At 34.7% G+C, this 25,423-nt stretch carries 15 protein-coding genes; 7 read left to right on the top strand and 8 right to left on the bottom strand.

Annotated features, from left to right (window positions below; genetic code table 11):
• Nucleotides 1-287: 287 nt before the first annotated feature.
• The gene (locus tag ACP6PL_RS05105) at nucleotides 288-479 is read right to left on the bottom strand and encodes a hypothetical protein (RefSeq protein ID WP_426543222.1); all 192 of its coding nucleotides are present in this window, start codon (nucleotides 477-479) and stop codon (nucleotides 288-290) included.
• 322 nt (nucleotides 480-801) lie between these two features.
• On the opposite strand from ACP6PL_RS05105, the gene ACP6PL_RS05100 reads away from it, so the two are divergent.
• Complete coding sequence (locus tag ACP6PL_RS05100; RefSeq protein WP_426543220.1) at nucleotides 802-2,181, top strand: aminopeptidase P family protein; 1,380 nt, start codon at nucleotides 802-804, stop codon at nucleotides 2,179-2,181.
• Between the two features lie 49 nt (nucleotides 2,182-2,230).
• Here the strand turns inward: ACP6PL_RS05100 and ACP6PL_RS05095 are convergent, their stop codons facing one another.
• From ACP6PL_RS05095 to ACP6PL_RS05075, 5 genes are all read right to left on the bottom strand, one after another.
• On the bottom strand, nucleotides 2,231-3,577 hold the full coding sequence (locus ACP6PL_RS05095) for a pentapeptide repeat-containing protein (protein ID WP_426543218.1): 1,347 nt from the start codon (nucleotides 3,575-3,577) through the stop codon (nucleotides 2,231-2,233).
• A gap of 353 nt (nucleotides 3,578-3,930) precedes the next feature.
• Entirely contained in the window at nucleotides 3,931-4,752 is an 822-nt protein-coding gene (locus tag ACP6PL_RS05090; protein WP_426543216.1) for a pentapeptide repeat-containing protein, read from the bottom strand.
• 414 nt (nucleotides 4,753-5,166) lie between these two features.
• Complete coding sequence (locus ACP6PL_RS05085) at nucleotides 5,167-6,321, bottom strand: pentapeptide repeat-containing protein (protein ID WP_426543214.1); 1,155 nt, start codon at nucleotides 6,319-6,321, stop codon at nucleotides 5,167-5,169.
• A gap of 416 nt (nucleotides 6,322-6,737) precedes the next feature.
• Nucleotides 6,738-8,132, bottom strand: coding sequence for a hypothetical protein (locus ACP6PL_RS05080; protein WP_426543212.1), 1,395 nt, complete (start codon nucleotides 8,130-8,132; stop codon nucleotides 6,738-6,740).
• 96 nt (nucleotides 8,133-8,228) lie between these two features.
• A complete protein-coding gene (locus ACP6PL_RS05075; RefSeq protein WP_426543210.1) occupies nucleotides 8,229-9,005 on the bottom strand; it encodes a WecB/TagA/CpsF family glycosyltransferase in 777 nt (258 codons plus the stop codon).
• Nucleotides 9,006-10,027: 1,022 nt separating this feature from the next.
• Between ACP6PL_RS05075 and ACP6PL_RS05070 the strand changes: the two genes are divergently transcribed.
• The 3 genes from ACP6PL_RS05070 (at nucleotide 10,028) to ACP6PL_RS05060 (ending at nucleotide 14,663) form a co-directional block, all read left to right on the top strand.
• Nucleotides 10,028-11,599 (top strand): serine/threonine protein kinase, encoded by a 1,572-nt coding sequence (locus ACP6PL_RS05070; RefSeq protein ID WP_426543208.1) that lies wholly within the window; start codon nucleotides 10,028-10,030, stop codon nucleotides 11,597-11,599.
• Between the two features lie 712 nt (nucleotides 11,600-12,311).
• Nucleotides 12,312-12,638, top strand: a complete 327-nt coding sequence (locus ACP6PL_RS05065; RefSeq protein WP_426543206.1) for a DUF6825 family protein — start codon at nucleotides 12,312-12,314, stop codon at nucleotides 12,636-12,638.
• A 258-nt stretch (nucleotides 12,639-12,896) separates the two neighbouring features.
• A complete protein-coding gene (locus ACP6PL_RS05060; RefSeq protein ID WP_426543204.1) occupies nucleotides 12,897-14,663 on the top strand; it encodes an ABC1 kinase family protein in 1,767 nt (588 codons plus the stop codon).
• A gap of 961 nt (nucleotides 14,664-15,624) precedes the next feature.
• On the opposite strand, the gene ACP6PL_RS05055 is transcribed toward ACP6PL_RS05060, so the two are convergent.
• Complete coding sequence (locus ACP6PL_RS05055) at nucleotides 15,625-17,403, bottom strand: bifunctional serine/threonine-protein kinase/formylglycine-generating enzyme family protein (RefSeq protein ID WP_426543202.1); 1,779 nt, start codon at nucleotides 17,401-17,403, stop codon at nucleotides 15,625-15,627.
• Between the two features lie 887 nt (nucleotides 17,404-18,290).
• Between ACP6PL_RS05055 and glgX the strand changes: the two genes are divergently transcribed.
• Complete coding sequence (glgX, locus tag ACP6PL_RS05050) at nucleotides 18,291-20,414, top strand: glycogen debranching protein GlgX (protein ID WP_426543200.1); 2,124 nt, start codon at nucleotides 18,291-18,293, stop codon at nucleotides 20,412-20,414.
• A 478-nt stretch (nucleotides 20,415-20,892) separates the two neighbouring features.
• Here glgX and ACP6PL_RS05045 read toward each other — a convergent pair whose 3' ends face one another.
• Complete coding sequence (locus ACP6PL_RS05045; RefSeq protein WP_426543198.1) at nucleotides 20,893-21,411, bottom strand: DNA-binding protein; 519 nt, start codon at nucleotides 21,409-21,411, stop codon at nucleotides 20,893-20,895.
• A 503-nt stretch (nucleotides 21,412-21,914) separates the two neighbouring features.
• Between ACP6PL_RS05045 and treZ the strand changes: the two genes are divergently transcribed.
• Both treZ and ACP6PL_RS05035 read left to right on the top strand, forming a co-directional pair.
• Complete coding sequence (treZ, locus tag ACP6PL_RS05040) at nucleotides 21,915-23,741, top strand: malto-oligosyltrehalose trehalohydrolase (protein WP_426543196.1); 1,827 nt, start codon at nucleotides 21,915-21,917, stop codon at nucleotides 23,739-23,741.
• A gap of 550 nt (nucleotides 23,742-24,291) precedes the next feature.
• Complete coding sequence (locus ACP6PL_RS05035) at nucleotides 24,292-25,227, top strand: hypothetical protein (RefSeq protein WP_426543194.1); 936 nt, start codon at nucleotides 24,292-24,294, stop codon at nucleotides 25,225-25,227.
• Nucleotides 25,228-25,423 lie beyond the last annotated feature (196 nt).

Below are 25,423 nucleotides of genomic sequence, written 5' to 3'. Positions count from 1 at the left end.
TTTAAACCACAATTATTTAATTAACAATTAATAATTAATAATTCGGTAATTATTTAGCCATCTTTTTCAGTTCGCGATAGCCGACGATTACTATGTTCACCAGTAATTAATCTTCCTTCTAAATCAATGGTATTACCATTAGCATTCCCAGAAGGACGACGAAATACTTTAACTTCTTGATTAGGTTGCCATTGATAAATTGTATTTTCAGGAATATCACTAAATAGTAAAAAACCTTGTGGATGCCAGACAGGTCTTTCAGTAAATTTGAAACCTTCTGCTACTTTTTATACCTGTGTATCTTTTCCAATAATTTCTTGTAAATTTTCTATTGAGCTAGCTTGGCTTAATTGGAAATAATTATTTTTATAGACAATACTCTCATTATTTATTGCTTTACTACTACCATTATAAAAGATAGTCACTAATGCTACTAATAAGATAGTCGATCTAAAAATCCCAAATTTTATACCTGACATTACATTTTATATTTGTAGTTAATTTTAATTGAGGTTAGATTTGGATAAGAAATATATTTTCCCATTTTTATATCTAAATAGTAAGTAGTATACTAAAATTGTTATTGATTTTGATGAAAAACTGAATATTTGTCAAGTTTTATATTCTGAATTAGAATATAAAGTTAATTAATCACAAAAATCTTGGATAATGGCAACAGTTTAGTTAATTTGAGACCACACCCTACTACTCCCAGTGTTTAAGACATATAAGGATTAAACTAATATTGAATTTATCAACAGTCCCTAGTAACGATAAATAACCATTCAATAAATAATTACCATGCAAATTTCCAGTAATCAAACTTCTCTATCCACAACACTCTATAACCGACGAAAAAAGTTAGCCAAATTAATTGATTTTCCAGCTATACTTTGGTCAGGAAGTCGTAATCCCCGTAACTTTCCAGCTAATACTTTTCCCTTCCGTCCTAGCAGTCATTTTCTTTATTTTGCTGGTCTACCTATTGAAGATGCTGCTATACGTTTAGAAGGAGAAAAATTAGAACTATTTATAGATAATCCACCGCCGAGTAATCTACTTTGGCATGGAGAAATACCAACACGCGATCGCCTAGCAGAAATTATAGGTGCTGATGCTGCTTTTCCGATGAAAGAATTAAAATATTATGTCGCAAATGCAGCAACTATTTCTGTACAAAACCCCACTACTAAAATTACACAATCTCAGATTTTAAATCGCGATATTTTTCCCTCTAATAAACCCCAAGAAATTGACTTAGAATTAACAAAAGCAATTATCTCTTTAAGACTTAGCCATGATGATAGAGCTTTAACAGAAATAAAACAAGCAGCAGCAGTAACAGTAGAAGCTCATAAAGTTGGAATGGCAGCCACAAAAAATGCTAAATTTGAAGCGAATATTCGCGCTGCAATGGAGAGTATTATTATTTCTCATAATATGACTTGTGCTTACTCCAGTATTGTGACTGTACATGGCGAAGTTTTGCACAATGAACAATATTATCATCCTCTACAAACAGGAGATTTACTATTAGCAGATGTAGGTGCAGAAACAACTTTAGGTTGGGCAAGTGATGTGACTCGTACTTGGCCTGTTTCTGGTAAATTTTCTCCTACACAAAGAGATATTTATGATGTAGTTTTAGCTGCCCATGATACTTGTATTTCTGAAATTCAACCAGGTGTAGAATATTTAGATATTCATTTATTGGCAGCTCAAATTATTGCCGAAGGATTAGTTGATTTAGGAATTTTAAAAGGTAAAGCAGAAGACTTAGTAGAAATGGATGCTCATGCCTTATTTTTTCCCCACGGAGTTGGTCATTTATTAGGTTTAGATGTTCACGATATGGAAGATTTAGGAGATTTAGCAGGATATGAAATTGGTCGGGAACGTAGTAGTCGTTTTGGTTTAGGTTTTTTACGATTGAATCGTCCGTTAATTCCAGGAATGTTAGTCACAATTGAACCTGGTTTTTATCAAGTTCCAGCAATTTTAAATAACAAAGAGATGCGTCAAAAATATCAGAATATTGTCAATTGGGAAAAGTTAGAAAAATTTTCTGATGTTCGAGGTATTAGGATTGAGGATGACGTATTAATTACCACAAAAGGTTTTGAAATTTTTACTCAAGAATTACCTAGGGATATTGATACAATTGAGAAATTAGTTAGGTAAGCATTCAGTTAAATGCTGTTTGCGCAGAATTATACAGGAAACACTTACATTAACATTCATTCTGAAAAATAGCCCCACGATTAATTAATTCCTGCTTCATTTCATCAGAAATTCCCAGATTATTACCAAATACAGCTCCATCTAATTCTGCACTTTCTAGATTTATTTTTCTTAAATCAGCTCCTAATAACCTAGCATTTTTCAAGTTAGCGTTCATCAGATTTGCCATCATTAACTTTGAATTTGATAATTCCGCATCACACAATTGGGCTTTTAAAAGTTTAGCTTGATTCAATAAAGCCCCTGTCATAATAGAATTAAATAATAAAGTATTGCTCAGGTTAGCCCCTTCCATATTAGCATTATATAAATTTGCTTTAATCAAATTAATATCTGCTAGATTAGCATTAGTTAATTGAATATTAGTTAAATTAGCATTGCTGAGATTAGCATATCTGAGGTTAGCATATCTGAGGTTAGCATTAGTTAAATTAGCAGTGCCTATATTAGCACCCTTAAGATCGGCATTTTCTAGGTTAACGCCACTTAAATTTCTCCCATAAGCACCATGATTAACAATATCCCAAACAAGATACCACTTATCATCTAATTCTGTTCCATGATTAATTTTTACCCCTCTTAAATTAACATGACTTAAGTTAACACCTTTCAACTTTGTATTATGAAGATTGGCATCAGTAAAATTAGTACAATAAAGATTAGCACCTTCAAAATTAGCACTACTAAGATTAGCTCGGTTTAATTGACCTCCAAGAAGGTTAACATTAGATAAATTAGCCTCTTCAAGATTAGCGTCTTTAAGAGTAACATCTCTCAAATTAGCATGACTAAAATTAGTACCTTTAAGATTAGCTTCGTTGAGGTTTGCATCATTAAGTTCTGCATAACTTAAGTTGGAATTTGTGAGGTTACTATTGCTAAGATTAGCACGAGTCAAATTAGCATTAGTCAGATTAGTTTCGATTAACTTTGAATTTGTAATATCACTACGCCAGAGGTTAGCACCCTCTAGATTAGCACCCTCTAGGTTAGCACCCCTGAAACTAGCACCTCTGAGGTCTGCACCCTGGAAATTCACTTTGCTAAAGTTAGCGAACCACATTATTGCACCACTCAGATTAGCATGACTCAGATCGCTATTACTAAAGTTAGTTCTTTTCAAATTAGCGCACAGTAAATAAGCACTCCTCAGAATAGCGTCACTCAAATTAATATCATCTAGATCGCTCAAACTTAGGTCAGCATACTCAAGATTTACACCAGTAAAATTGTTAGTTAATTTTTGATTGGTGGTTTCATCAGCATCATTTATTGCTTGATTTTTTATACCTTTAATTAGTTTATGTAGTTTATCAAGTGATTGTTGGTTAGCCATATATACCTATATCTTTAATGTTTGAAATTTTAAGATGTTATTTGAGGCCAATCATTAAAATTAATTTAGTCTTGTATAAATCAGAATAATTATGCTTTTACTAATATAATTATCACAAAACAGGCATTTAGATAAAATCTGAATAAATAGGTAGATAAAATTATAATTCAAAAAAATGAAACCAGTAAATTTTTATTTTTCATCTTTTAAAGTTAACTTAATTTATGACTAGGTACTTACTTATATTTGCCCTATATTTTCTCAAATTATCTAGAGTGTGATATATAACAATATCAACAGGACAATCAGAAAAAAAAAGTAAATATATTAGTAATTAATTAATTTTTTTCTGACTAAGCATCCTCAAAAACTGCTCCACGACTAATTAAATCTTGTTTCATTTCCTCAGATAAACCAGCATCATGCCATAACCTAGCTTTTTCTACTTTTGTATTCTGAAAATTAGCTCCTTTTAAATTTGTTAATGCTAATCCAGCTTGAGTTAAATCAGCATCACTTAAATTTGCATTACTTAAATTCGCATCACTTAAATTTGCATTACTTAAATTCGCATTACTCAAATTAGCACCACTCAAATTAGCACCACTTAAATTAGCCAAAGCTAAACTAACAAGGTGCAAGTTTGCATCAGTTAGATTAGCATTACTTAACAAAGCACCACTCAAATCTGCACCACCCAAATTTACTTGACTAAGATTAGCTTCACTTAAATCCGCATCACTTAAATCTGCACCCCGTAGGTAAGCACTATGTAAATTTGCTCCACTCAAATCAACACCACATAAATTAACCCCTAATAACTTAGCACCAGCAAAATCTTCAACAGGATTTAGACCAGCAATATTTGCTAATTCCAATAAATCTTCTGTATTTGCCTCGACCACATTTTTGCTCATTATTCTAAACTCTGAAAAATCACACCCAGCAGCAGTTGCAGACAACATTAAACTTTGCAACTCCTCTGGAGATTTATATTGTAATGACTGAGAAGCTAACTCAGAGTTTAAATTCTGCGATCGCAACCAAAGTACCAATTTTATTTCTAACACAGCTAGTCGGTTGGGGCTAATATTATGAGGCCATAATCCTTCAATACCAGTCATAGAGTCAAAATTTTCATCAGTTATATTTTTAACTGTTATACCAGTTTTCACTCCCAGAAAATTAGTTTTAATTTATTTTTCAGTGTTGTTGAATCTTAGGAGTCAGGAGTCAGGAGTCAGGAGTCAGGAGTCAGGAGTTAGAAATAAGTTTTTCTCGATTGATAATTTATACCAGGGGTAATGTTTTGCTACAAAGCTAGATGATAAATGCTTTCTTAGTTCAATAAACTTGCTCAAATTTACAATTTTTCTGTTTTTTTTCTTCTCTCTTTCTTTGTCTTAGTTTCATACCTAAAATCTAGCAATGGTTATCAAAATCATTGATTATCGCCATCTCCCTCTTTGAAGGAAAAATGTTTTTCAAGCGTTGCTCACGCATTCCAGTAACAAAAATGACTTTTGGTTTCTGACTTCTAACTTCTGACTTCTGACTTCTGACTTCTGACTTCGTTAACTTTGCTACTCTCAAACTTCAACAAATGCACCTTGCGCCACCAACTCCTGCCTCTTATTCTCAGAAATACCCAGATTTTGGGCAAATATAGCTTTCTCTAAAATTGCCCCTCTTAAATTAGCCCCACTTAAATTAGCCCCACTTAAATTAACTCCACACAGGTCTGCATTTTCCAAAGAAGCATTGCTTAAATCCACATTAATCAATTTAGCATTGGGCAGATAAGCACTACTCAAGTCAGCACTACAGAGATTAGCGTTACTCAGATCCGCACGAGGTAATTTTGTCCGTAAATCTGCATTTGCAAGATTAGCCCCTAAAAGTTTGGCATCTCGGAGATTAGCATTACAGAGATTAGCTTGATTCAGATTAGCACCACTAAGATTAGCTCCACTTAGGTCAGCCAGGATTAAGTTAGCATTACTTAAATTAGTCTTTTGTAAGTCTGCCCCAACAAAATTAGCATATTGGAGGTCTATGCCACTTAAATCACTACCTGCAAAATCTTCGGTAAGATTTAGAGCCACAGTTTGAGCAATTTCTGTAAAGTTATTGCCAAATTGTTTTGATAATAATTCTTTGGCGATCGCTATTTGCTGCTGTTTCAATTCTTCTACTTTTCTTCTATTCCCCATTGATTCGTATACTAATCTCAGATTAAATAAAGCATCTCCTTGGCTAGTATAATTATCTATTTTTTTCGCAATAGCTAATTGTCGTTGATAATATTGTTGAGCCAGAGAAAATTCTCCTAAGCGATGATAAGCTAGTCCTAAACTTGAGCAAGCTTGTTCGATGGCAAATTCGTCCAGGGTTTCTTCAGCCATCGCTAAATGTTGTTGTTGATATATAACTGCTTGTTGATAATTTTCTAGAGAATAATAAATATTGCCTAAATTTCCTAATGCTTTTGCTTCTCCTTCTCGGTTTTGAATGTCTCTGGCAATATTTAAGTGTTGCTGATAAGATTCTATAGCTAACTGATAGTTTGATAATGCTTCATAAGCTACACCAATGTTTCCTAAAGTTACACCTTGTTTACGGCGATTTGAATTTTTTTCATATATAGTTAGTGCTTGTTGCCAAGACACCAAAGCTGCTTGAAATTGATGATTTTTATATTGATAAATACCCTGTTTAAATAACTCATTTGCTATTTCATTCATATTGTTTCAGTTTCTTCAAAAGCAGACATTATAGTTGTTTAATTTAATTTTAGTCTAATACCAATTACCAAAAGTAATGCTATACTTGTGTAAAACTTCAGTTATTAAGTAATTAACACAGGTAAAATAACTTGTTCCCTAATTATTAGCCAGTTAATGTTAATTATTCTTATGTTTACTTCTCCCCACAGCTGTCACACTTCCCACACTTCCCCACCCAATCAAATATAGCAAGATTTTTGAGTCTTGGTATAAAAGTTATACCAAGACTCATGTATAGGTAGTTACCAATGGATAATTGATAATTATTCTCAAAGGTTTAAAGCAACTCCAGCTATGCATGAATTTGGTATTCTCCTTTCCTAATACCTAAAACTTGTTCAGTATCTATAGCTTGCCATGATTGATATTTGATATTAGTAGTTTTGATCGCAGTTGAGATATTTCCCTTTTTTGACTCCACCAATTGCCCGCTTCCGACTCTCAAATAACTCTAAAATTCCATCAATAACTGTCTTAACTAAATTTTGGTTACAGCCATCAATAAACTCTTCCGCAGAAATCTTTTTTTGGCAAAAATCATTAGTTCTTTTTCTTTGTTTTTTAACTTCATCAAATCCTATAGATTTCACCATAAATGTACTTAATGGTGAATTTCTCATATCATAAACTGCATTTTGACTACGCCCATCTGCCAATAAAGTTAATGCTTCACATTCCAAATTATTTTGATATTGATAAGGACTCTGAATATCTGGTAAAAAATCCTCCAAATGAGCCGGAGTATGTCCTTGACTAGGCAACTCTCCGACCATTGTTGAAAGAGGTATATTCAACCCCAAGCGCATAGATAATGCTTCAATAAAAGCTAAAGTAAAAATTTTACTTGCCAGATAAATTTTAGCAACTTCAATATTCTTTTTTGCCTGTTCAACCCAGCATTTATAAGTTTTTTCATCTGGTTCTCCATCAAATTGACGGAAAATAAAATAGGGATTCAAATGATTAATAAATCCTTCTGTTTTTTCTAAAGCAATGCGATATTCGCAAACTGTATAAGAATTTCCATTAGCAAGATTATGGTTAGTTTCTGGCAATAAATTCCAGGTATTATCTAGAAAAATTGAAGTAGGAGAACCAAACCCACTCACATCTCGATTAGATAGTCTAACAGATTTTTTTACTGTTTCATAAAGTTCTCCATCACTAAGATTAATATTTAACTTAGTATTAGTTTCTTTGAGTCTTTGATAAAGATGTTCAGTGGCAGTCAAGCCATCTTCCGAAATAGGTTGAAATGGAATCGTAGATTCAATACAAGCAATAATTTTAAACAGATATTTAGGTGTCATAAATGTTTCCATTACTTTAGCAGCAACCACAGCACTCATAAACTCATTTTGACCGCCAAAAGGCAACAAAACCTGACCAGCAACAAAACCAAAAATAAACGTTACCATCTCAAAAGTCTTATCATTAGGCAATTCATTTTTTTCCCTAATTTTTAACTTTCCTTGTGTCTCTTGAATATAAGGAGCAATATAATAACTTAGATTAAAATTAACACTATGATCTACTTGTACATAAACTAAATCGTGGAATAAAGCGGCTAATACTTCAATCGCATCTTGTGAACCTCCCACCTCAAAAATATGATTGGGAGTATGAAAATAACGCCATGGCCCTGTCATTGGTTGCACAATTAATTCAGCAATTTCAGCAAGTTTTTCTGGTTTAACTTCTACCTGTAGTTCCTTAGTTGCCCAGTTCAGTTTTTCTAAGCATTGTTCATACTCATGTTCAAAGTTCATTGCTTATTGACTCCTTATTTTGTTAATTAATGATTGACTTTTAACTACAAATTAGTTAAATTATCTTTGATAAACATTAAGATGGTTTCTTTTTATCTAAAATTTTATTTCCATCAAAGTTTTCCAAGCAAATTGTGGTAGAGTCAACATTCGTCGCCAACGCCAAGGCTCTTGATAAAGTCGATACAACCATTCCAAAGAATTATCACAAAACCAAGCAGGTGCCCTTTCCTTGACACCAGCCCATATATCCAAACTACCACCAATACCAATCCAGATTGCTTGAGGACAAATATTTTTATGTTTTGCAATCCACAACTCTTGACGGGGCACTCCTAAACCCACAAATATTAATCTTGGTTGTAATTGTGCCAAAGTCTGTAAAAGTTCCTGCTCCTCTACTGGAGATAAATAACCATGCTGACAAGTGATACGGCTGACACCATCTGCAGTCCGTAACTCTGAGACTTTTTGTTGCCAAGTCTCAGCAGCTTTCATAGCTACCCCTGGTTTTCCTCCATAGAAAAATACTAAATTCTGTGCATTCTGTTTCGCTGCTTGGCACAAAAGGCTTTCTGCTAATTCAATACCAGGACAACGGCGTACAGATTTACCCTTAAGCCTTAAGTATAAAACTACCCCAGCTCCATCAGGAACTACCAATTCAGCCTGACGAATTATCTCCGCCAAGACATGATTTTTCTCACCCTGCATTACCATTTCCGCATTCAGCGTCACTACATGAGTTCCTACTCCCGTCTCTAATCGAGAAAGTAAGTAACCAGGGTAGTCATCTAGGCAATGTACTGGTAAACCTAGCACCAGATTTTCTGCAATTGGACTAAGTGTAGGCTCAGATTTTTTTTCCCTCATAAATATTCTATTTGATTGATTTTTGTTTTTGACAATCTTTAATACTTACTGAGCTAGATTACCTGATTCCGCTCTTTCCGGCTACTGCTTAACCACTTTCTTTGATCCTAGTTAGCTGCTACAAATTTGAACTGTAATTGGTAGTAGACTGACACAGTTAATTTAGTCTAAAACTTGTAGAATATGTTAGACGGCTAAAGCTTAGACTGTGAAAGGCATTTGACAATCTGTTATAAGAGACCATTGCATAAGTGTCGGTCTCGTCGTACCATGTCTAGCCTTAAATGTTGCTTGAGGTAAAAGGTATGATGAGGATTTTTCAAAGCTTTTAGTTAAAATCTATTACACTACTTTAAGCTAGACACACCATTAGTTATAATAGTATACCCTTGTATATTTACAAACTTGCTAAAAAAAATTCATAATTGCTAAAAGTCTCATCTGATAGCCTTTTTATCCTCCCTATTTCCTTTTGCCTATTGACTCGCCAAAGCACCACAGAACCCATTTAGTCTGTGCCAATATTAAAATTTTTAGGTAGTCCTGTATAGTAATGGTGATGATATATATCTTCTTCCCACACTTCCTGTGCCATTACCATGCACCACCATCAATTTTTATAATAGTCAGAGAGGTAGGTTGAGAAATACTACTAATCTTCCCTCTATATTTTGTAAGTAAATTGAGGATGGGTTATATAATCCATTTGGTATCTTTGCAAAGGTGCGTGCTTTTTTCATAGTCCCCAGTTCTCAGAAATCAGGAGATTCAGGAATGGAAAAGGGGAAAAAGATAGAAAAATACTCCCATCTCCCTATTCCCTCATGTTCTTATCTTTAAACTATAACTATATAATTCGGAATTGGCTCATAGCCTAAAAGTATTTCCCTGTTCTTTGTTCCTTGTTCCGCAATCCAAATTTTCCAATTTTAGGAACTTCATCTATAATCAATCGAGCAGAATCAACTACAAGTATTTTGTTGTATTCTGACGACTAACAATTTTATAAAAATGAGTATTTTATGAACCTGAAACCAGGAGTTGTCCTTCAAAAAGGAAAATATAGTATTGATTGTATTTTAGGCCAAGGATGCTTTGGTATAACTTACCGAGCTATTCATCATCATTTTAACCAAATTGTTGTAATTAAAACTCTCAATGAAAGTCTACACAAGCATCAAGATTTTCCTAAATTCCAACATCAATTTATAACTGAGGCTCACCTCCTAGCTAACTCTGGACATCCGAACATTGTCAAAGTATGGGACTTTTTTGAAGAAGACGATCTTTTCTTCATAGTAATGGACTATATACCCGGTCAAAATTTAGCTGAGTTAATACAGTCTGGTTATAATCTCCATCCAAATCAAGCTGCTCATTATATACACCAAATTGCCTCAGCTATTTCAGTAGTTCACAAAAATGGGTTTTTACATCGGGATATACAACCTAAGAATATTATTAGGCGGGCTGGAACTAATACAGTTGTACTAACTGATTTTGGCATTGCTTGTGATTTAACTCCTGGAATTAGGCAAACTCATACTAATTTATTTTCTGTCGGGTATTCGCCACCAGAACAGTGTAATCCACAACAAAAGTTAAGTCCTGCAACAGACATTTATGCTTTAACAGCTACATTATACTATTTACTGACTGGTAAGGCTCCTACTCCCGCAGCTTTAAGGCTTTCTGAAGCTTTGCCTCAAACACTTAATTTTTCTGCAAAAGAACTCAAATATTTTCAACCCAATCTTTCTCCCAGTATTGAAGAAACTATTTTTATGGGATTAGAAATAGATGCTGCAAAACGACCTCAAACTGCAGAAATTTGGTTGGCACTTCTTTTAAATGAATCAAATATTTTAGAGGTAAAAAAACAGAATAGTTATTTAACAGAGAGAGCATCTAGATTTAACAATAATGATAAATTGATGGGGCTGAAATCAGAATCAAATATTTCTGATAAAAGAGGTAATTATTTTACTGATGAAGCCAAAAGTAAAACGATTAATAAAAAGAATATACAACCAAATAAGTTTGATTTTTTTATTCCTAGTGATACAAACTATAAATTTAGTTGGATTAATCAACTTTCTTTACAATTGACAGTTTTTTTGTTATTTATCTTGACTGCTGCAACTTTTGGATGGATAGGTTTTGATATTACCCTGCGTTATAGCAATGAAAAAACTAATAACAAAATGGCATCTTTGACGCCAAGTAATTTATTAGACAGTCTGAAGCAAGAACAAAATTACACTTTCCGAAATCACGATCCCTCTAGTCCTCTTTTTGGTTCTCCTTCAGTCAAAACTTACTCTATCAATCCACCAAAATTAAACAAATTACCTAAGCCTGATTTTGAACAGGATGAGTTTTTTACTAATAGTATTTCTGTTTCTAATGAGGATGAATCTTGGTCAGAAAAAGTAGATTATTCTGGTGATGTGAAAACTAAAGTATCTCCCTACAATTATTCCTCTAATGGCAATAGTGGAAAATATTATCCTTCTGATTATCAACCTCAATATCCGAAGTACGACTTTCAAAAATATCAACAGCAAAATCAGTATCCAGATGACTATTATTAATTTAATTTATTTTTTTTGAGATAAATTGATGTTTTAAAAGTATATTTTGAGCAAAAGTTTAGCTTCCATCATGATAAAAAGTTAATTTAATTTCGGTCGATAAAGTCGTTATACCAATTCACTTTTAAAGATTTCACAAATAGTTTCAAACTTTAGATATAAAATAATTTCCTGGAATTACTGTAGCTTCAAAGTTGTGAGCCTACAAGATTTTAATACCTGACTTTTGATTTCCGTGAAATAGTATTAGGAACTGGCAATACTGCCATTTCGTCCGAATGTAAGTCGTCTGTCAAAACTTAAGAACGCTATTTCTGCTGAATATCCAAGCCCACGTCATAGCCATAGTATTGATATTAGGTAGTTTACTTAAAGATCAAGATCTTTTAAGAAACTAGGTAAGACACTTAATAAAATAATGTGATACAATACTTTACAATTAGAATCACATCTTGACTCTAACCTAAAAATTTAGGTCTCAAACAGATAAGACGAGTTAAAAAATTAAATTAAAGTAGTTAGATATTTGAATAATGGGGTGATGAGTTTAAGATATATTTCAATTTGAATCTGTTTAAATTTAACAAAACGCTAGCTCATTGAGTACATTTTCAAATCAATAGACAGCTTATTAAGCAGATAAAAAACAAGCCAGATAAGCTAAAAAAAAATCTAAATTGATTAGTCAACTATCAAAATAAACTATTTTTTTATGAGTAAATCACCAATTCATGCTTTCTTTGTCGGTAGAGCTATTGCAGAAGGAGTATATGAACAAGTAGAGAATGGCATCACCAATACCCTCAGTGGACTGGGTAAATTTGATGCAGAGCAAAGAGAAAACTTACGCAGCTTTATTGACCAAGTCTTAGAAAGAGCAGATAGAGCAGCTCAAGCAGAAAATAACACAAATAATAATAGTAACTCTGACGAATTAGACTCTCAGCCAAAAGACCTACAAGCCATAATTGACGATCTAAGGGCCGAGGTAGCTCAAGTCAGGGCAGAGTTGCAAAAATATCGTAGTCGTTCTTCTTAAAATATACCCGATGTTGGCCTTGAACGACAATACGGGACTCTTCAACTTGCTAAAAAGTTGCCATATATATTTATAAGTGAAGTCCTTTTCCTTTGTTAATTCAATATACTATCCCAGGGTTTTCATCCCGTGGCTGAATCAATAGATAAAACAGGGGACTTCAGACTATGAATCTTATAAACTATACCTGCGCTCATTGTTCTCTATTAACATGAGCTAAACTTTTAATAATATCACAAATTATAAAATACTGCTACTGTGTCTGTTCTCCTCGATGACATTATTAACCACAAGGAACAAGCTAACTATACAACTGGAGGTTCAATGACTAAAGCCCCCAGCAAACCCTATAGTCACAAAGCTTATCGCTGGAACAGAGAAAATTACTCTCGCCAGCGTCGTTACATTGATATTTGGAGTTTTGTTCTACTTTGGCTAACTTGGCTTTGGGTAGACAAAAAAGATTGGAGTTACCGGGGAGGAGTAACAGAAGAAAAGAGAAATCTCAGACGGCGCAAACAAGCTATTTGGGTCAGAGAGACAATGTTAGAGTTAGGCCCTACTTTTATCAAGTTGGGGCAGCTATTCTCCACTCGTGCTGACTTATTTCCTTCAGAATACGTCGAAGAGCTTTCAAAACTTCAAGATAAAGTCCCCGCTTTTAACTACGAACAAGTTGAGGTAATTATCCAAGAGGATCTGGGCAAAAAAGTAGAAGAACTATACCCAAGTTTTGATCCAGTTCCTTTAGCTGCCGCTAGTTTAGGTCAAGTTCATAGAGCGCAACTTCACTCTGGTGAAGATGTAGTGGTGAAAGTACAAAGACCAGGACTGAAAAAACTATTCCAAATTGATTTAGCCATTCTCAAAGGAATAGCTCGTTATTTTCAAAATCACCCGAAATGGGGTCGTGGTCGAGACTGGTTGGGTATTTATGATGAATGTTGCCGAATTCTTTGGCTAGAAATAGATTATCTCAACGAAGGTCGCAACGCTGATACCTTTCGTCGTAATTTCCGCAACTGTAACTGGGTAAAAGTTCCTAGAGTTTATTGGCGGTATTCAGCGCCACAGGTACTGACATTGGAATATGTTCCAGGTATCAAAATTAGTAATTATGAAGCTCTGGAAGCATCAGGTCAAGATAGAAAGGCTTTAGCAAAAATGGGTGCTGAAGCTTATTTACAGCAACTTTTGAATGATGGCTTTTTCCATGCTGACCCCCATCCCGGCAATATTGCTGTTAGTCCAGAAGGAGGATTAATTTTCTATGATTTTGGGATGATGGGACAAATTAAGTCTAACCTCCGGGAAAAACTGATGCAAACTCTTTATGGTGTTGCTGCCAAAGATGCTGAGAGAGTAATTATCTCTCTGATAGATTTGGGAGCATTAAAACCTACTGGAGATATGGGGCCTGTAAGGCGTTCTATCCAATATATGTTGGATAATTTTATGGATAAGCCATTTGAAGCTCAATCAATTACGGCTATTAGTGACGATCTGTATGAGGTTGCTTATGACCAACCTTTCCGTTTTCCAGCAACTTTCACTTTTGTTATGCGAGCTTTCTCTACTTTGGAGGGAGTTGGTAAGGGTTTAGATCCAGAGTTTAATTTTATGGAGGTGGCACAACCGTTTGCCATGCAGCTTATGTCTGATGGAAATTCTCAAAACACTATTTTTAATGAACTTGGTCGTCAAGCGGCTCAGGTTAGTTCTACTGCTTTGGGTTTGCCTCGTCGTATTGAGGATGCAATTGATAAGTTAGAACAGGGGGATATTAGGGTTCGGGTTCGGGCGACGGAAACAGATAGGTTGGTTCGTCGGGTTGGCAGTGTGCAAATGGGTACTAATTATGCTTTGTTAATTAGTGGTTTTACTTTGTCGGCGACTATTCTATATGTTAATAATCAAGTTGCTTTAGCTTTGGTGTTGCTCTTGTTGGTTGTGGTGATGGGGTTTGCTTTTATACGACTTTTGAAGCGTATTGATCGATTGGATAAGATCGACAAGATGATGTAAACCAATTATTTCAGAAATGTTTTTACTTTTTTTATTCCCCTAAACGAATATATCCTGAGATTGGTGCTTTGCATTATTGGGGGCAGGTTTATCTAAATTGAATGTTGAAACTCGTTTAATTGAATTGGAACCTGCCCCTAATGAACTGATTTATGAAAAATATCTTTATTGGTTGTATTGAATAAAAATCATGTTTATGCAAGAGATTTACATACTAAATAAATGGCATCAGAATTTTTTTGGGAATGCAAAGGGAAAATTCTTTGGGCTGTAGCTTTTCTTTAGGAGCTTTAGAGAATGAATATTTTGGCTATAGTTGTGGATGGCGATCGCTTCTAGAAATTTAGATCATATCTAAATTCATAAGGATAGGAATATGAAAAAATTCCTCAGCGGTTAATTTTTTAGGAGCTTTAGAGAATGATTTTCGATAATCCTAGATTTTGGTAGCGATCGCTATCTTTAAAAAATTGGTGGGTTCTATCATTGGAATGGGTTGATTTCATCAAATGTTGAGCCTAGTTAACTTAATGCCGAACCCACCCCTACTGAACTAATTTCTGAAAAATACTTTTTTTATTGAATAATTAATCATACTTATTGGCAATAAGACAAAAATCGGTAAATCACATCAGAATTTTTTGGGGAATGCAAGGCACAATCCTTTGCGTCGCCGATTTTTTTAGGAGCTTCACAGAATAATTTTTTCTACTTTTAAAGGGTAGGGAATATTGTTGGTTAGGGAGGTAGCGATCGCCACCAGAAAAAACTAGGAGTATCTTGCTCCCTTCCTCAAATCCTTTGGGTTGCTAATTTTTTTAGGAGCTGTCGAGAATGATTTGGGGGTTTTGCTTTTTTAAGTAGCTCTTAGAGAATGATGAGGAAAGAGAGAAATGAGCAAACAAGGATTTGGCAAAGGATGCACGGATTGATTTGGCAAACAGAGAAAATGGGAAGAATCCTAGGGACGCGAGGCAGAAACCGCCGACACAGAAGAGACAATCCGAAAACCTCTAACGTCGCCGAAAATGTCGGCATTGATACGCCTGGCACTCCGGGAATTCCAAGAATCGTAGTACCAGCCACCGCCACGGAGGACTCGACCTCCGCTAAAGACCGATTTGAAAAATCCCTTTTCTGGGTTTTCCCAAGGACTTCCATTAGTAGGCGCACCATTATAGTTATCGTGCCAAATATCCTGACACCATTCCCAGACATTGCCGTGCATATCGTATAAACCAAAAGGATTGGGAGGAAAACTTCCCACATCACAAGTAGACTTACTGTTGTAGTTAACTAAACTAGGGGTAATACTCGAACCAAAATAGAAAGGAGTAGTTGTACCAGCACGACAAGCATATTCCCACTGACTTTCGCTAGGTAGTATATAAGCTTTTCCTGTTTTAATAGATAGTTTTTGGCAAAATTCAGTTGCATCAAGCCATTTCACATTTTCGACTGGACGTTTTCCTCCTTCAGAGTCTTTTCTAAATAGTTTTTTTCCTTTAAATCGAGAGGGGTTTTTGCCCATAATAACTTGATATTGTTCTTGAGTAATGGGGTATTTACTCATATAAAAAGGTTGGAGAGTAACTTGATGTTGCGGACTTTCAGTCTCATGTCTTCCCTCTTCATTTTCTGGCGAACCCATGAGAAAACTTCCTCCAGGAATATGAACCATTTCTAATTTAATTCCACTACCTAAATCTTCTATTTTTTGCCTCGCACTTCCCTGGGTACGGTTAGTAAGATAGCTAGAGTTGTCGAAAGTCAAAACTTCAAAAGTAAATAGCTCTCCTTTTTCTGATTCTGCTGTTGATGGTTGAGATGTTTTGGGTGAAGAAGTAGACCGTTTTTTTCTTTGAGAGGTAGGCTGAATCAAAGACAAAATTTCTCCTACATTTTCAAACCTTTTCTTAGTCGCTCCGACAATCATTTTATCCAAGATTTTTCCAACTTCATCACTCATACTTGACGGTAAATAATCTCGCCATACCCAATCATTTTCAGTCACATCAAATAAATTAAAAGGTTCTACTTCAGTTAATAAATGAATACAAGTCACACCCAGACTATAAATATCACTAGCAAAAGTTGCTTTTCCTACTGATTGTTCTGGTGCAACATATCCAGCAGAACCTATAACAGTTCCGGTTCTTCTTAAAGCAGTCATAGTAGCATATTTAGCTGCACCAAAATCTACTAAAACTAATTGATTATCATTCTTTCTCCTAATAATATTCTCTGGTTTAATATCTCGATGAATTACCTGCTTAGAATGAATAAATTCCAACACAGGCAATAAACTTTTTAACAACTCTAAAATTTGACTTTTATCAAAAGCTCCCGAATCTTCTAATTCCTGCTGTAAATTTTGCCCGTTGATAAATTCTTGTACTATATACTGTAGATTCTCCTGAGTAAAATATGCTAAAAGTTCGGGGATTTGTGGATGTCTACCTAAACCATCCAAACCTTCAGCTTCTTGAGCAAACAATTCAGCAGCTTTTGATAAAGTTTGAGTTCCTTGTGCTTGAGGAAAAAATTGCTTAATTACGCAAAAAGGCTTTGAAGGCTTGTATTCATCAACTGCTTGAAAAGTTCTGCCAAAACCTCCTTGCCCGATTATTTTTAGAGGACGATAACGTTCGGCTAAAACTAATTTTTTACCACAGCTTTGACAGAATGTTGTTTGTGGTGGGTTAGGTTTTAAACAGTCAGGATTTAAACATTGACTCATTTCAGTTATCGGTTATCAGTTTTCTAGTGGGGGCATCTTACTTGCGTATTAATAATACCAAACCTGTTGGAAATTTGAATTAGATTCTGACAATTAGAATTATGTTCTGGCGAGCTTATAGCTCCTACTGGATAGGAATTTTAATTATTCTGAAAATATGGGGATAAATTTCTTTCTAATTCCCAGAAAAAAGGATATTCTTATGGTTTATTTACTAATTCAGCTTTTACCGGGTTTTGTCTGATGTATTTCCAAGCGTTTATTATTTATTTTTGACTGTTAATGAATCTCTCGTTTCTGCTATCTTGCCAAACTTTGCCAATATGCTTGCTTCATTACTTGAGTAATTTGCTTGGCACTATAGCTTTTAATGCTGTGTATAATACTTCCAATTGACCAATATTATGATTCTTGTTTCATAAAATATATGATTAAACAATGTATATGCTCTGGCATAATTATGAGGGTAAAAATCTGATATCTTTGTTGGTAAAAAAATAGGAAAGAATTCAAAATAATTTCTCCTGCTTCTGGGGTTGATTATAATCTTTACCAAGGTGACGAATTTGATAAAATAAGTAAGTTATATAAATAGAAAATCAGGATATTTGTTCATAATTTTGATGGTGATTTTTTCTATCTAGCATCCTGCTCGCGTATTTAATAATACTAAATTCAGTGTGAATTTAAATAATCTTCTAGCAATTTGAATAATCTTCTGGCAATTTAAATAATATTCTGGCGAGCTGGATAATACCAAATCTGCTACAAATTTAAATAATCTCCTGAGAATTTGAATAATATTCTGGCGAGCTGGAAGCTCGCACTAGATAGCTGTTATAAATATAGAAATAGTCGTCTAATTCTGAAGAATTCTCGGTTTATTTATGTATGTACCTCTTTGGCCTGGAAAACCATATCCACTTGGAGCATCCTGGGATGGTAAAGGCACTAACTTCGCTATATTCTCTGAAAATGCTACTAGCGTTGAACTTTGCCTATTTGACAAGCAAAACAAAGAAACACGACTAGCTCTGACAGAAGTTAGTAACTTTGTCTGGCATGGCTATGTACCAGGTATAGGCCCAGGTCAAAGATATGGATTTCGAGTACATGGTCCCTACGAACCATACCAAGGGCATCGTTTTAATCCTCATAAATTACTAATTGACCCTTACGCCAAAGCAATTGATGGGGATATACTCTATGGTGAAGAAATATTTGCCTATTCTTGGGATAATCCAGAAAAAGATTTAGCCTGCACTTTAGATGATGATGCTCATCTAATGCCAAAATCTGTGGTAATTGATGAAAGGTTCGATTGGGGAAATGACCAATTATTAAATATTTCCAACCACGACACAATAATTTATGAAATCCATCTTAGAGGGTTTACTAAACTACATCCTGATATTCCAGAAAATCTGAGGGGTACTTATGCTGGGTTAGCACATCCAAGGGCGATCGCCTATCTTCAGTCTCTAGGCATTACGGCGGTAGAGTTAATGCCAGTTCATCACTTTCTACGATATCCAGGACATTTAGTTGATAAGGAATTATCTAATTACTGGGGTTATGACTCTATTAATTATTTTGCTCCCTATAGTGGCTATAGTTCTAGTGGTAAAACAGGGGAGCAAGTTCGAGAATTTAAAAAAATGGTCAAGGCATTACACAATGCTGGCATTGAGGTGATATTGGATGTGGTCTATAACCATACCGGAGAAGGTAATCATTTCGGTCCAACTTTATCCTTTAGAGGTATTGATAATGCTGCTTATTATCGCCTTGTAGAAGATGACCCCCGCTACTATATGGATTTTACTGGTTGTGGTAATTCTCTCAATGTTCGTCACCCCCAGGTATTGAAGTTAATTATGGATAGTCTGCGCTACTGGGTTACAGAAATGCACGTTGATGGTTTTAGATTTGATTTAGCTTCAGCTTTGGCGCGAGAATTATATGAAGTGGATAGTTTGGCAGCTTTCTTTGATATTGTGCATCAAGACCCAGTTATTTCTAATGTGAAATTAATTGCTGAACCTTGGGATGTTGGAGAAGGTGGTTATCAAGTTGGTAATTTTCCTCTATTGTGGTCGGAATGGAATGGTAAATATAGAGATGCAGTCAGAGATTTTTGGCGAGGGGAAGAGGAAACATTAGCTGAATTTGCTTATCGTTTTACAGGTAGTTCTGACTTATATGCTTCTAATGGTAGGTTGCCTCATGCCAGTATTAATTTTATTACTGCCCATGATGGTTTTACTCTGAATGATTTAGTTAGTTATAACGAAAAACATAACGAAGCAAATGGGGAAGATAATAATGATGGAGAAGAACATAATCGTTCTTGGAATTGTGAAGAGGAAGGAGAAACTGACGACCCAGATATACTGATTTTAAGAAACCGTCAAAGGCGTAATTTTTTAGTGACTTTAATGTTGTCTCAAGGCGTACCTATGTTATTAGGTGGAGATGAATTTGGGCGGACGCAAAAAGGTAATAATAATGCTTATTGTCAGGATAATGAAATTTCTTGGTTGGATTGGAATTTACAAGTAGAAAATTCAGATTTATTAGATTTTACTCGACAGTTAATTTATTTCCGTTGTCAACATCCAGTATTTCATAGACGTAAGTGGTTTCAAGGTCGTGCTATTCATGGTTCGGATGTGAATGATATAGGTTGGTATAATCCTGATGGTGGAGAAATGACTGAGGAACAATGGAATATTGATTTTGCTAAGGCTGTTGGTATCTTTTTAAATGGAGAGGAAATTCCTGCTAGTGGCGAGCGTGGGGAAAGAATTATTGATGATTGTTTTATGGTTTTTTTTAATGCTCACTATGAGTTAATAGAATTTACAATTCCTCCTAAACTTCAAGATAGAAATTGGGTGGTTACTGTTGATACAAGTAAGTCTCGTTTTGTGGAAAATGGTAAGCAATATCAAGGAGAGGTTCCTATTCCCGTTATGGAACGTTCAATTGTTGTTTTAAAACGTTTATGAAGTTGATTAAACTTCTTAAGTATATGTTGATTTTAGAAATTAATAATTTTAGTCTCTAACTAAAGAAAACCTTTTTGTAATTGCTGTTCAAGAAGCATATATGATTAGTCTCAAAGAAATTGCTCCTTTAAAACACAGCATCTAAGTTGCTCAATGGTTTGAAATTCCCTGAATTATTCCACTCCCTTGCAGAGAATCTCAAATAAAATTTCCAACAGGGAAAGCTGCTGCTATTTCCATTCTCCCTATTACAGAATGGGTAGAATATGAGGATTAATTATTAGACACTATTCTACAGAGGCCAATAGGTATTAGCCCCTACTGTGGTCTACCAAAATGAAAACCGCTTTAATCCTCTTATCTTTCCTCAATAGGATTTTTAGTTAAGTATGAGCGATCGCCATACACATTTCCCAAAATTCACCCAAAAGCACTATATATAGTGGTATCAAACTATAATGTTGCAGATATGTAGTGTTTAACCTTTTGACTTTTTCCTTTTTGCCCGCTGCTGAAGCACTTCTGGAGGTGGATCATAATCTCCATCACTGAAGTATACTCGTTCTACTCTATTTCCCGGTTCTACTTCAATCCATAGACGGGCACCTCCAGCTTGACTTGTATTAGGTTGATGGGGTCGATAGACTATTTGGCAAGGTCCATGAATTTTTAAGGAGTGGCAATAATCTTTTTTATGTCCTACTTTTACAGCAACTGCTGGATGGGAAGTTCCATAGTCTCGGTTATAGTCTATAGTTTTTCGTAGAACATGAATAAAGGTATTAGCTGTACGTTGATTTTTGTTCCATGTAGGTTCTGGACCTCGACGACCAGGTGTAATTTCTGGCATTCCCTTCTGATTTAGAGGAATTCGCCAAAGTCTCTTGACTTTTCTGGCACCGATAACACGACCAGCATTTAGTAGAAAACGCAATCTACCTGTCGAGATATTTAGGAGAAAAGCTGCTTCGGTGGTACTAATAAATGATATATTCATAACTATAACGTTAGGGTTTTAAATAATATTTAACTAAACTAAAAAAAACTATGGCTATAATAGTCTATGCTTTACACACTCAGGGTTTAAAACTATTTTTAAGGCATTTTTTACTCAAGTCCCGTTAACAATTATATCCTCTTCAAAATAAGGAGAGTCAGTCAAAGTTTTTTGATATTTTTCTACTCGAATGGAATTGCTTTCAGCCACAACTTATTAATTGTTTAGTAACTATCTAAGATTTGGCTTGACACTTGAGAGGTAAAATACAAAAAAGTTATACCTCTCCAGGTAGAGGAATTATTTAATGATCTAAAATATAGTATATGATTATATAAAATTATATATAACATTCAATTCCTAAGGAGAATATAAATTCATACAAGCTTTGGATTGACAGTATTTTATCTAAATGTTGAATGATTTAGGATTACTATAAAAAATAATCTAAAATTAGACAATAATTTTGTCTAGTATTAAACACCCTAAAAATCTATAAATTTATGAGAGTTGGTAGCCATTATTTAGCAGAAACAAAGAAATGCCTATTTACTGTCTGGGCACCTCTACGAGAAAAGTTGGCTGTACATATTGTACATCCACAAGAAAAATTAATAGCTCTGCAAAAAGATGAATGGGGATATTGGCAAGGAGAAGCAAAAGAAATTCACCCGGAAACTCTATATTTTTACCAATTAGATGGAGAAACTGAGCGACCAGACCCCGCCTCTAACTGGCAACCTCAAGGAGTACATGGTCCTTCTAAAGTAGTAGATCATCAAGAATTTACCTGGAATGATACTTCTTGGCAAGGTATCCCTTTGGCAGAAATGATTATTTATGAACTTCATGTCGGTACTTTTACTCCCGAAGGAAGTTTTGCAGCAATTATTCCTCGATTGCCAGAATTAAAAGATTTAGGGATAAACACTATAGAAATAATGCCAGTTGCCCAATTTCCAGGCGATCGCAACTGGGGCTACGATGGAGTTTATCTTTATGGTGTCCAAGATTCTTATGGTGGACCAGATGGTCTCAAGGAACTTGTTAATGCTTGTCATCAAATGGGCATTTCTGTAATTTTGGATGTTGTTTATAATCATTTTGGTCCAGAGGGAAATTATCTCTGGGATTATGGTCCTTATTTTACGGATAAATATCATACTCCCTGGGGAAATGCTGTTAATTTTGACGACGCATATAGTAATGAAGTCCGTAATTTCTTTATTGAAAATACTTTGTATTGGTTAGATAAATATCATATTGATGGTTTACGTTTAGATGCTGTTCATGCAATTTATGATATGAGTGCTGAACCGTTTTTACAACAGTTAGCCGCTAGGGTGGAAGAGTTTAGTAAAAATGATGGAAGGAAGCGTTATTTAATTGCCGAAAGTGACTTAAATGATGTGCGAGTTTTACGTTCAAAAGAACAAGGTGGGTTTGGTCACGATGCTCAATGGTGTGATGATTTTCACCACTCTTTACACACTCTTTTAACTGGAGAAACATCTGGATATTATTCTGATTTTAAGAGTATAGAGTCTCTGAAAAAATCTTACAAAGAAGGATATGTTTATACTGGAGAATATTCACCTCACCGTCAGAGAAATCATGGTAATTCTACTCTAGGTTTTGCCGGAGAAAAATTTGTAGTTTGTATTCAAAACCATGACCAAATAGGTAATCGATTAATTGGAGAAAGATTATCAGCTTTAGTAAATTTTGAAGGATTAAAATTAGCAGCAGGAGCAGTTTTAATTTCTCCATTTGTACCAATGTTATTTATGGGAGAAGAGTATGGAGAAGAAAATCCTTTTATGTATTTTGTTAGTCATGGAGATCCAAACTTAGTTGAAGCGGTGAGAAAAGGTAGGGCAGAAGAATTTAAGTCTTTCAATTGGTCTGGAGAAGTGCCAGATCCTCAAGGTGAGAAAGTCTTTATAGAGTCTAAACTGAATTGGGAAAAATCTAGGGAAGGGAAATATAAAATTTTGCGTTCTTTCTATAAAAGGCTAATTGAGCTACGGAAAAAAATTCCGGCATTAGCTAAATTAGATAGAACTAAAACTGAGGTTTACAGTTGTGCTGAGAAAAATGTTTTATTGCTTCACAGGTGGGAAGAAAAAAGTGGTGTATTAAGTGTGATGAATTTTGAAAAAGAGTCTGTCACATTTGAACCTAAACTACCTGAAGGAAACTGGCAAAAGCTACTTAATTCCTCCGAACAAGAATGGATGGGAAATGGTGCTGCTTTACCTGAAAAATTGTTATCTGGACAGACTGTGACAATTAATCCTTTAAGCTTTGCTCTTTATGAGACTTTATAAGAGCATTCTCCAGAGAACATAAATTCACTACTAGGTTTGACATACTCTCCGGCCTGAAGGCACGGAGATTCTCCTGGGTAGCAGGATTCCTGGTTCATTAAGCCCACTTAAATTAAACACCTTGCGATATCTAATCTAGAGATGATTCTCTCTCCAGGCGTTGGCTCTATTGACTCTTTCAGAGGAACTGCGCTAATAAGAGCCTGTTGACCTATGGCCTACGGTACAGTTAAAATTTTAAAAACTTTGGTTCTCTGGTACTTGTTGCTTAGAGCTTTTCCATCCACAAGCATTCCTGTGCAAAACCCCATAACTCTAGTTGTCAAGATGCGTCTATCGGTTAGATAGATAGGTTTTTAGAGCGGTTGAATACCTTTGCACTATTTTCAGTATAATACAAAGTCCCCCTTTCAGGGGGAGACTTTAGACCCAAATTTTCGGTAAAAGTTATGATGGTCAAGATAATCTATAATTGATGGTAACTAATCAACATGTGTTGTATTTACATTAGTTTGGTTCAGTGAAATTCATTTCTCAATTTTAGTGTCTGATGATAAATTTCCCAAACAATATTCTTTCTGAGTCCTTTCCAATTTTTGAAAAATTACCTCCTTCGATGACTTCCATCAGAGAAAGAAAAGTTCTGAAGTATTTAGCTCGTTGCTTTTACTCTGGTGTGGGAGAAATAGTCGATCTTGGTTCAGGAGTAGCAGGAACAGTGTATCCCTTTGCTTTGGGATTATCAAAAAATCAACAAGTATTAGAGAAAAAATCTAGAATTTATGCCTATGATGCTTTTACAACTCCAGAACAAAAAATTGCAGCTAGAGGAGGAAAAAAATATTTCCAAAATACTGGAGAAGCTCAAAAACAAGACTCCTACTTACATATATTTCAAAAAAACTGTAAGACTTTGATTGACTATGTTAATGTTTGTGATGGAGATATTACAACATTATCATGGATAAATAAACCCATCGAGATTATTCACATTGATATAGCCAAAACATTAAAAGTATGGCAACACATTGCCAAAGAATTTTTTCCTAATTTTTGTGTCAATCAAACTATTGTTATTCATCAAGATTTTCATAGATCGAGGCTTCCTTGGTTAATTTATTCTACTGGTATAATTCTGCCCTATATTGAACTTTTAGACCAGGTGGTTGATGGTGTTATATATTTTAAAATAACTCAAGAAATACCATCAGTTATCCTTGGTAAACTTGCAGAAGATGATTTTAGTATTGATGAGAAGATAGATGCAATTAATAAAATTATCGAGGTACTTGATGATTGTACTTTTGTAGGTAAAATTAATAAGGATTTAATGAAAGGATTGATGAATCTTGGCATTGCTTACATTTATTATTATTTTGGCAACAAACAAACATCTTCTAACTTAGCAGAAGAACTCAAGAACAATAAAACTCTTGCCCAGAATTACCCGGGGTTCTTTCGCGAATTAGGCGTTTCTCTTAACTGAAGATTAATATTCATATCCTGTAGCATTGCTATAATTCAGTATTGAGGAATAATTTATTGAGATTCTAGAGTAAACAGCCTTTTATGCCTACTGACGATAGGAATTATATTAATCCAAAGCCAGGGGATTTGATATAAACTACTATAGAACCCATTTGGTATCTCTAAAAAATTAGGCGATCGCTAACCTCTTAAGC

Origin of the sequence: Dapis purpurea BLCC-M126, from assembly GCF_050015975.1 — a bacterium.
In the GTDB taxonomy this organism is placed as follows: Bacteria; Cyanobacteriota; Cyanobacteriia; order Cyanobacteriales; family Microcoleaceae; genus Trichodesmium.
Note: the sequence above shows the minus strand (reverse complement) of the source record. Positions and strands in the feature narration are given on the sequence as shown.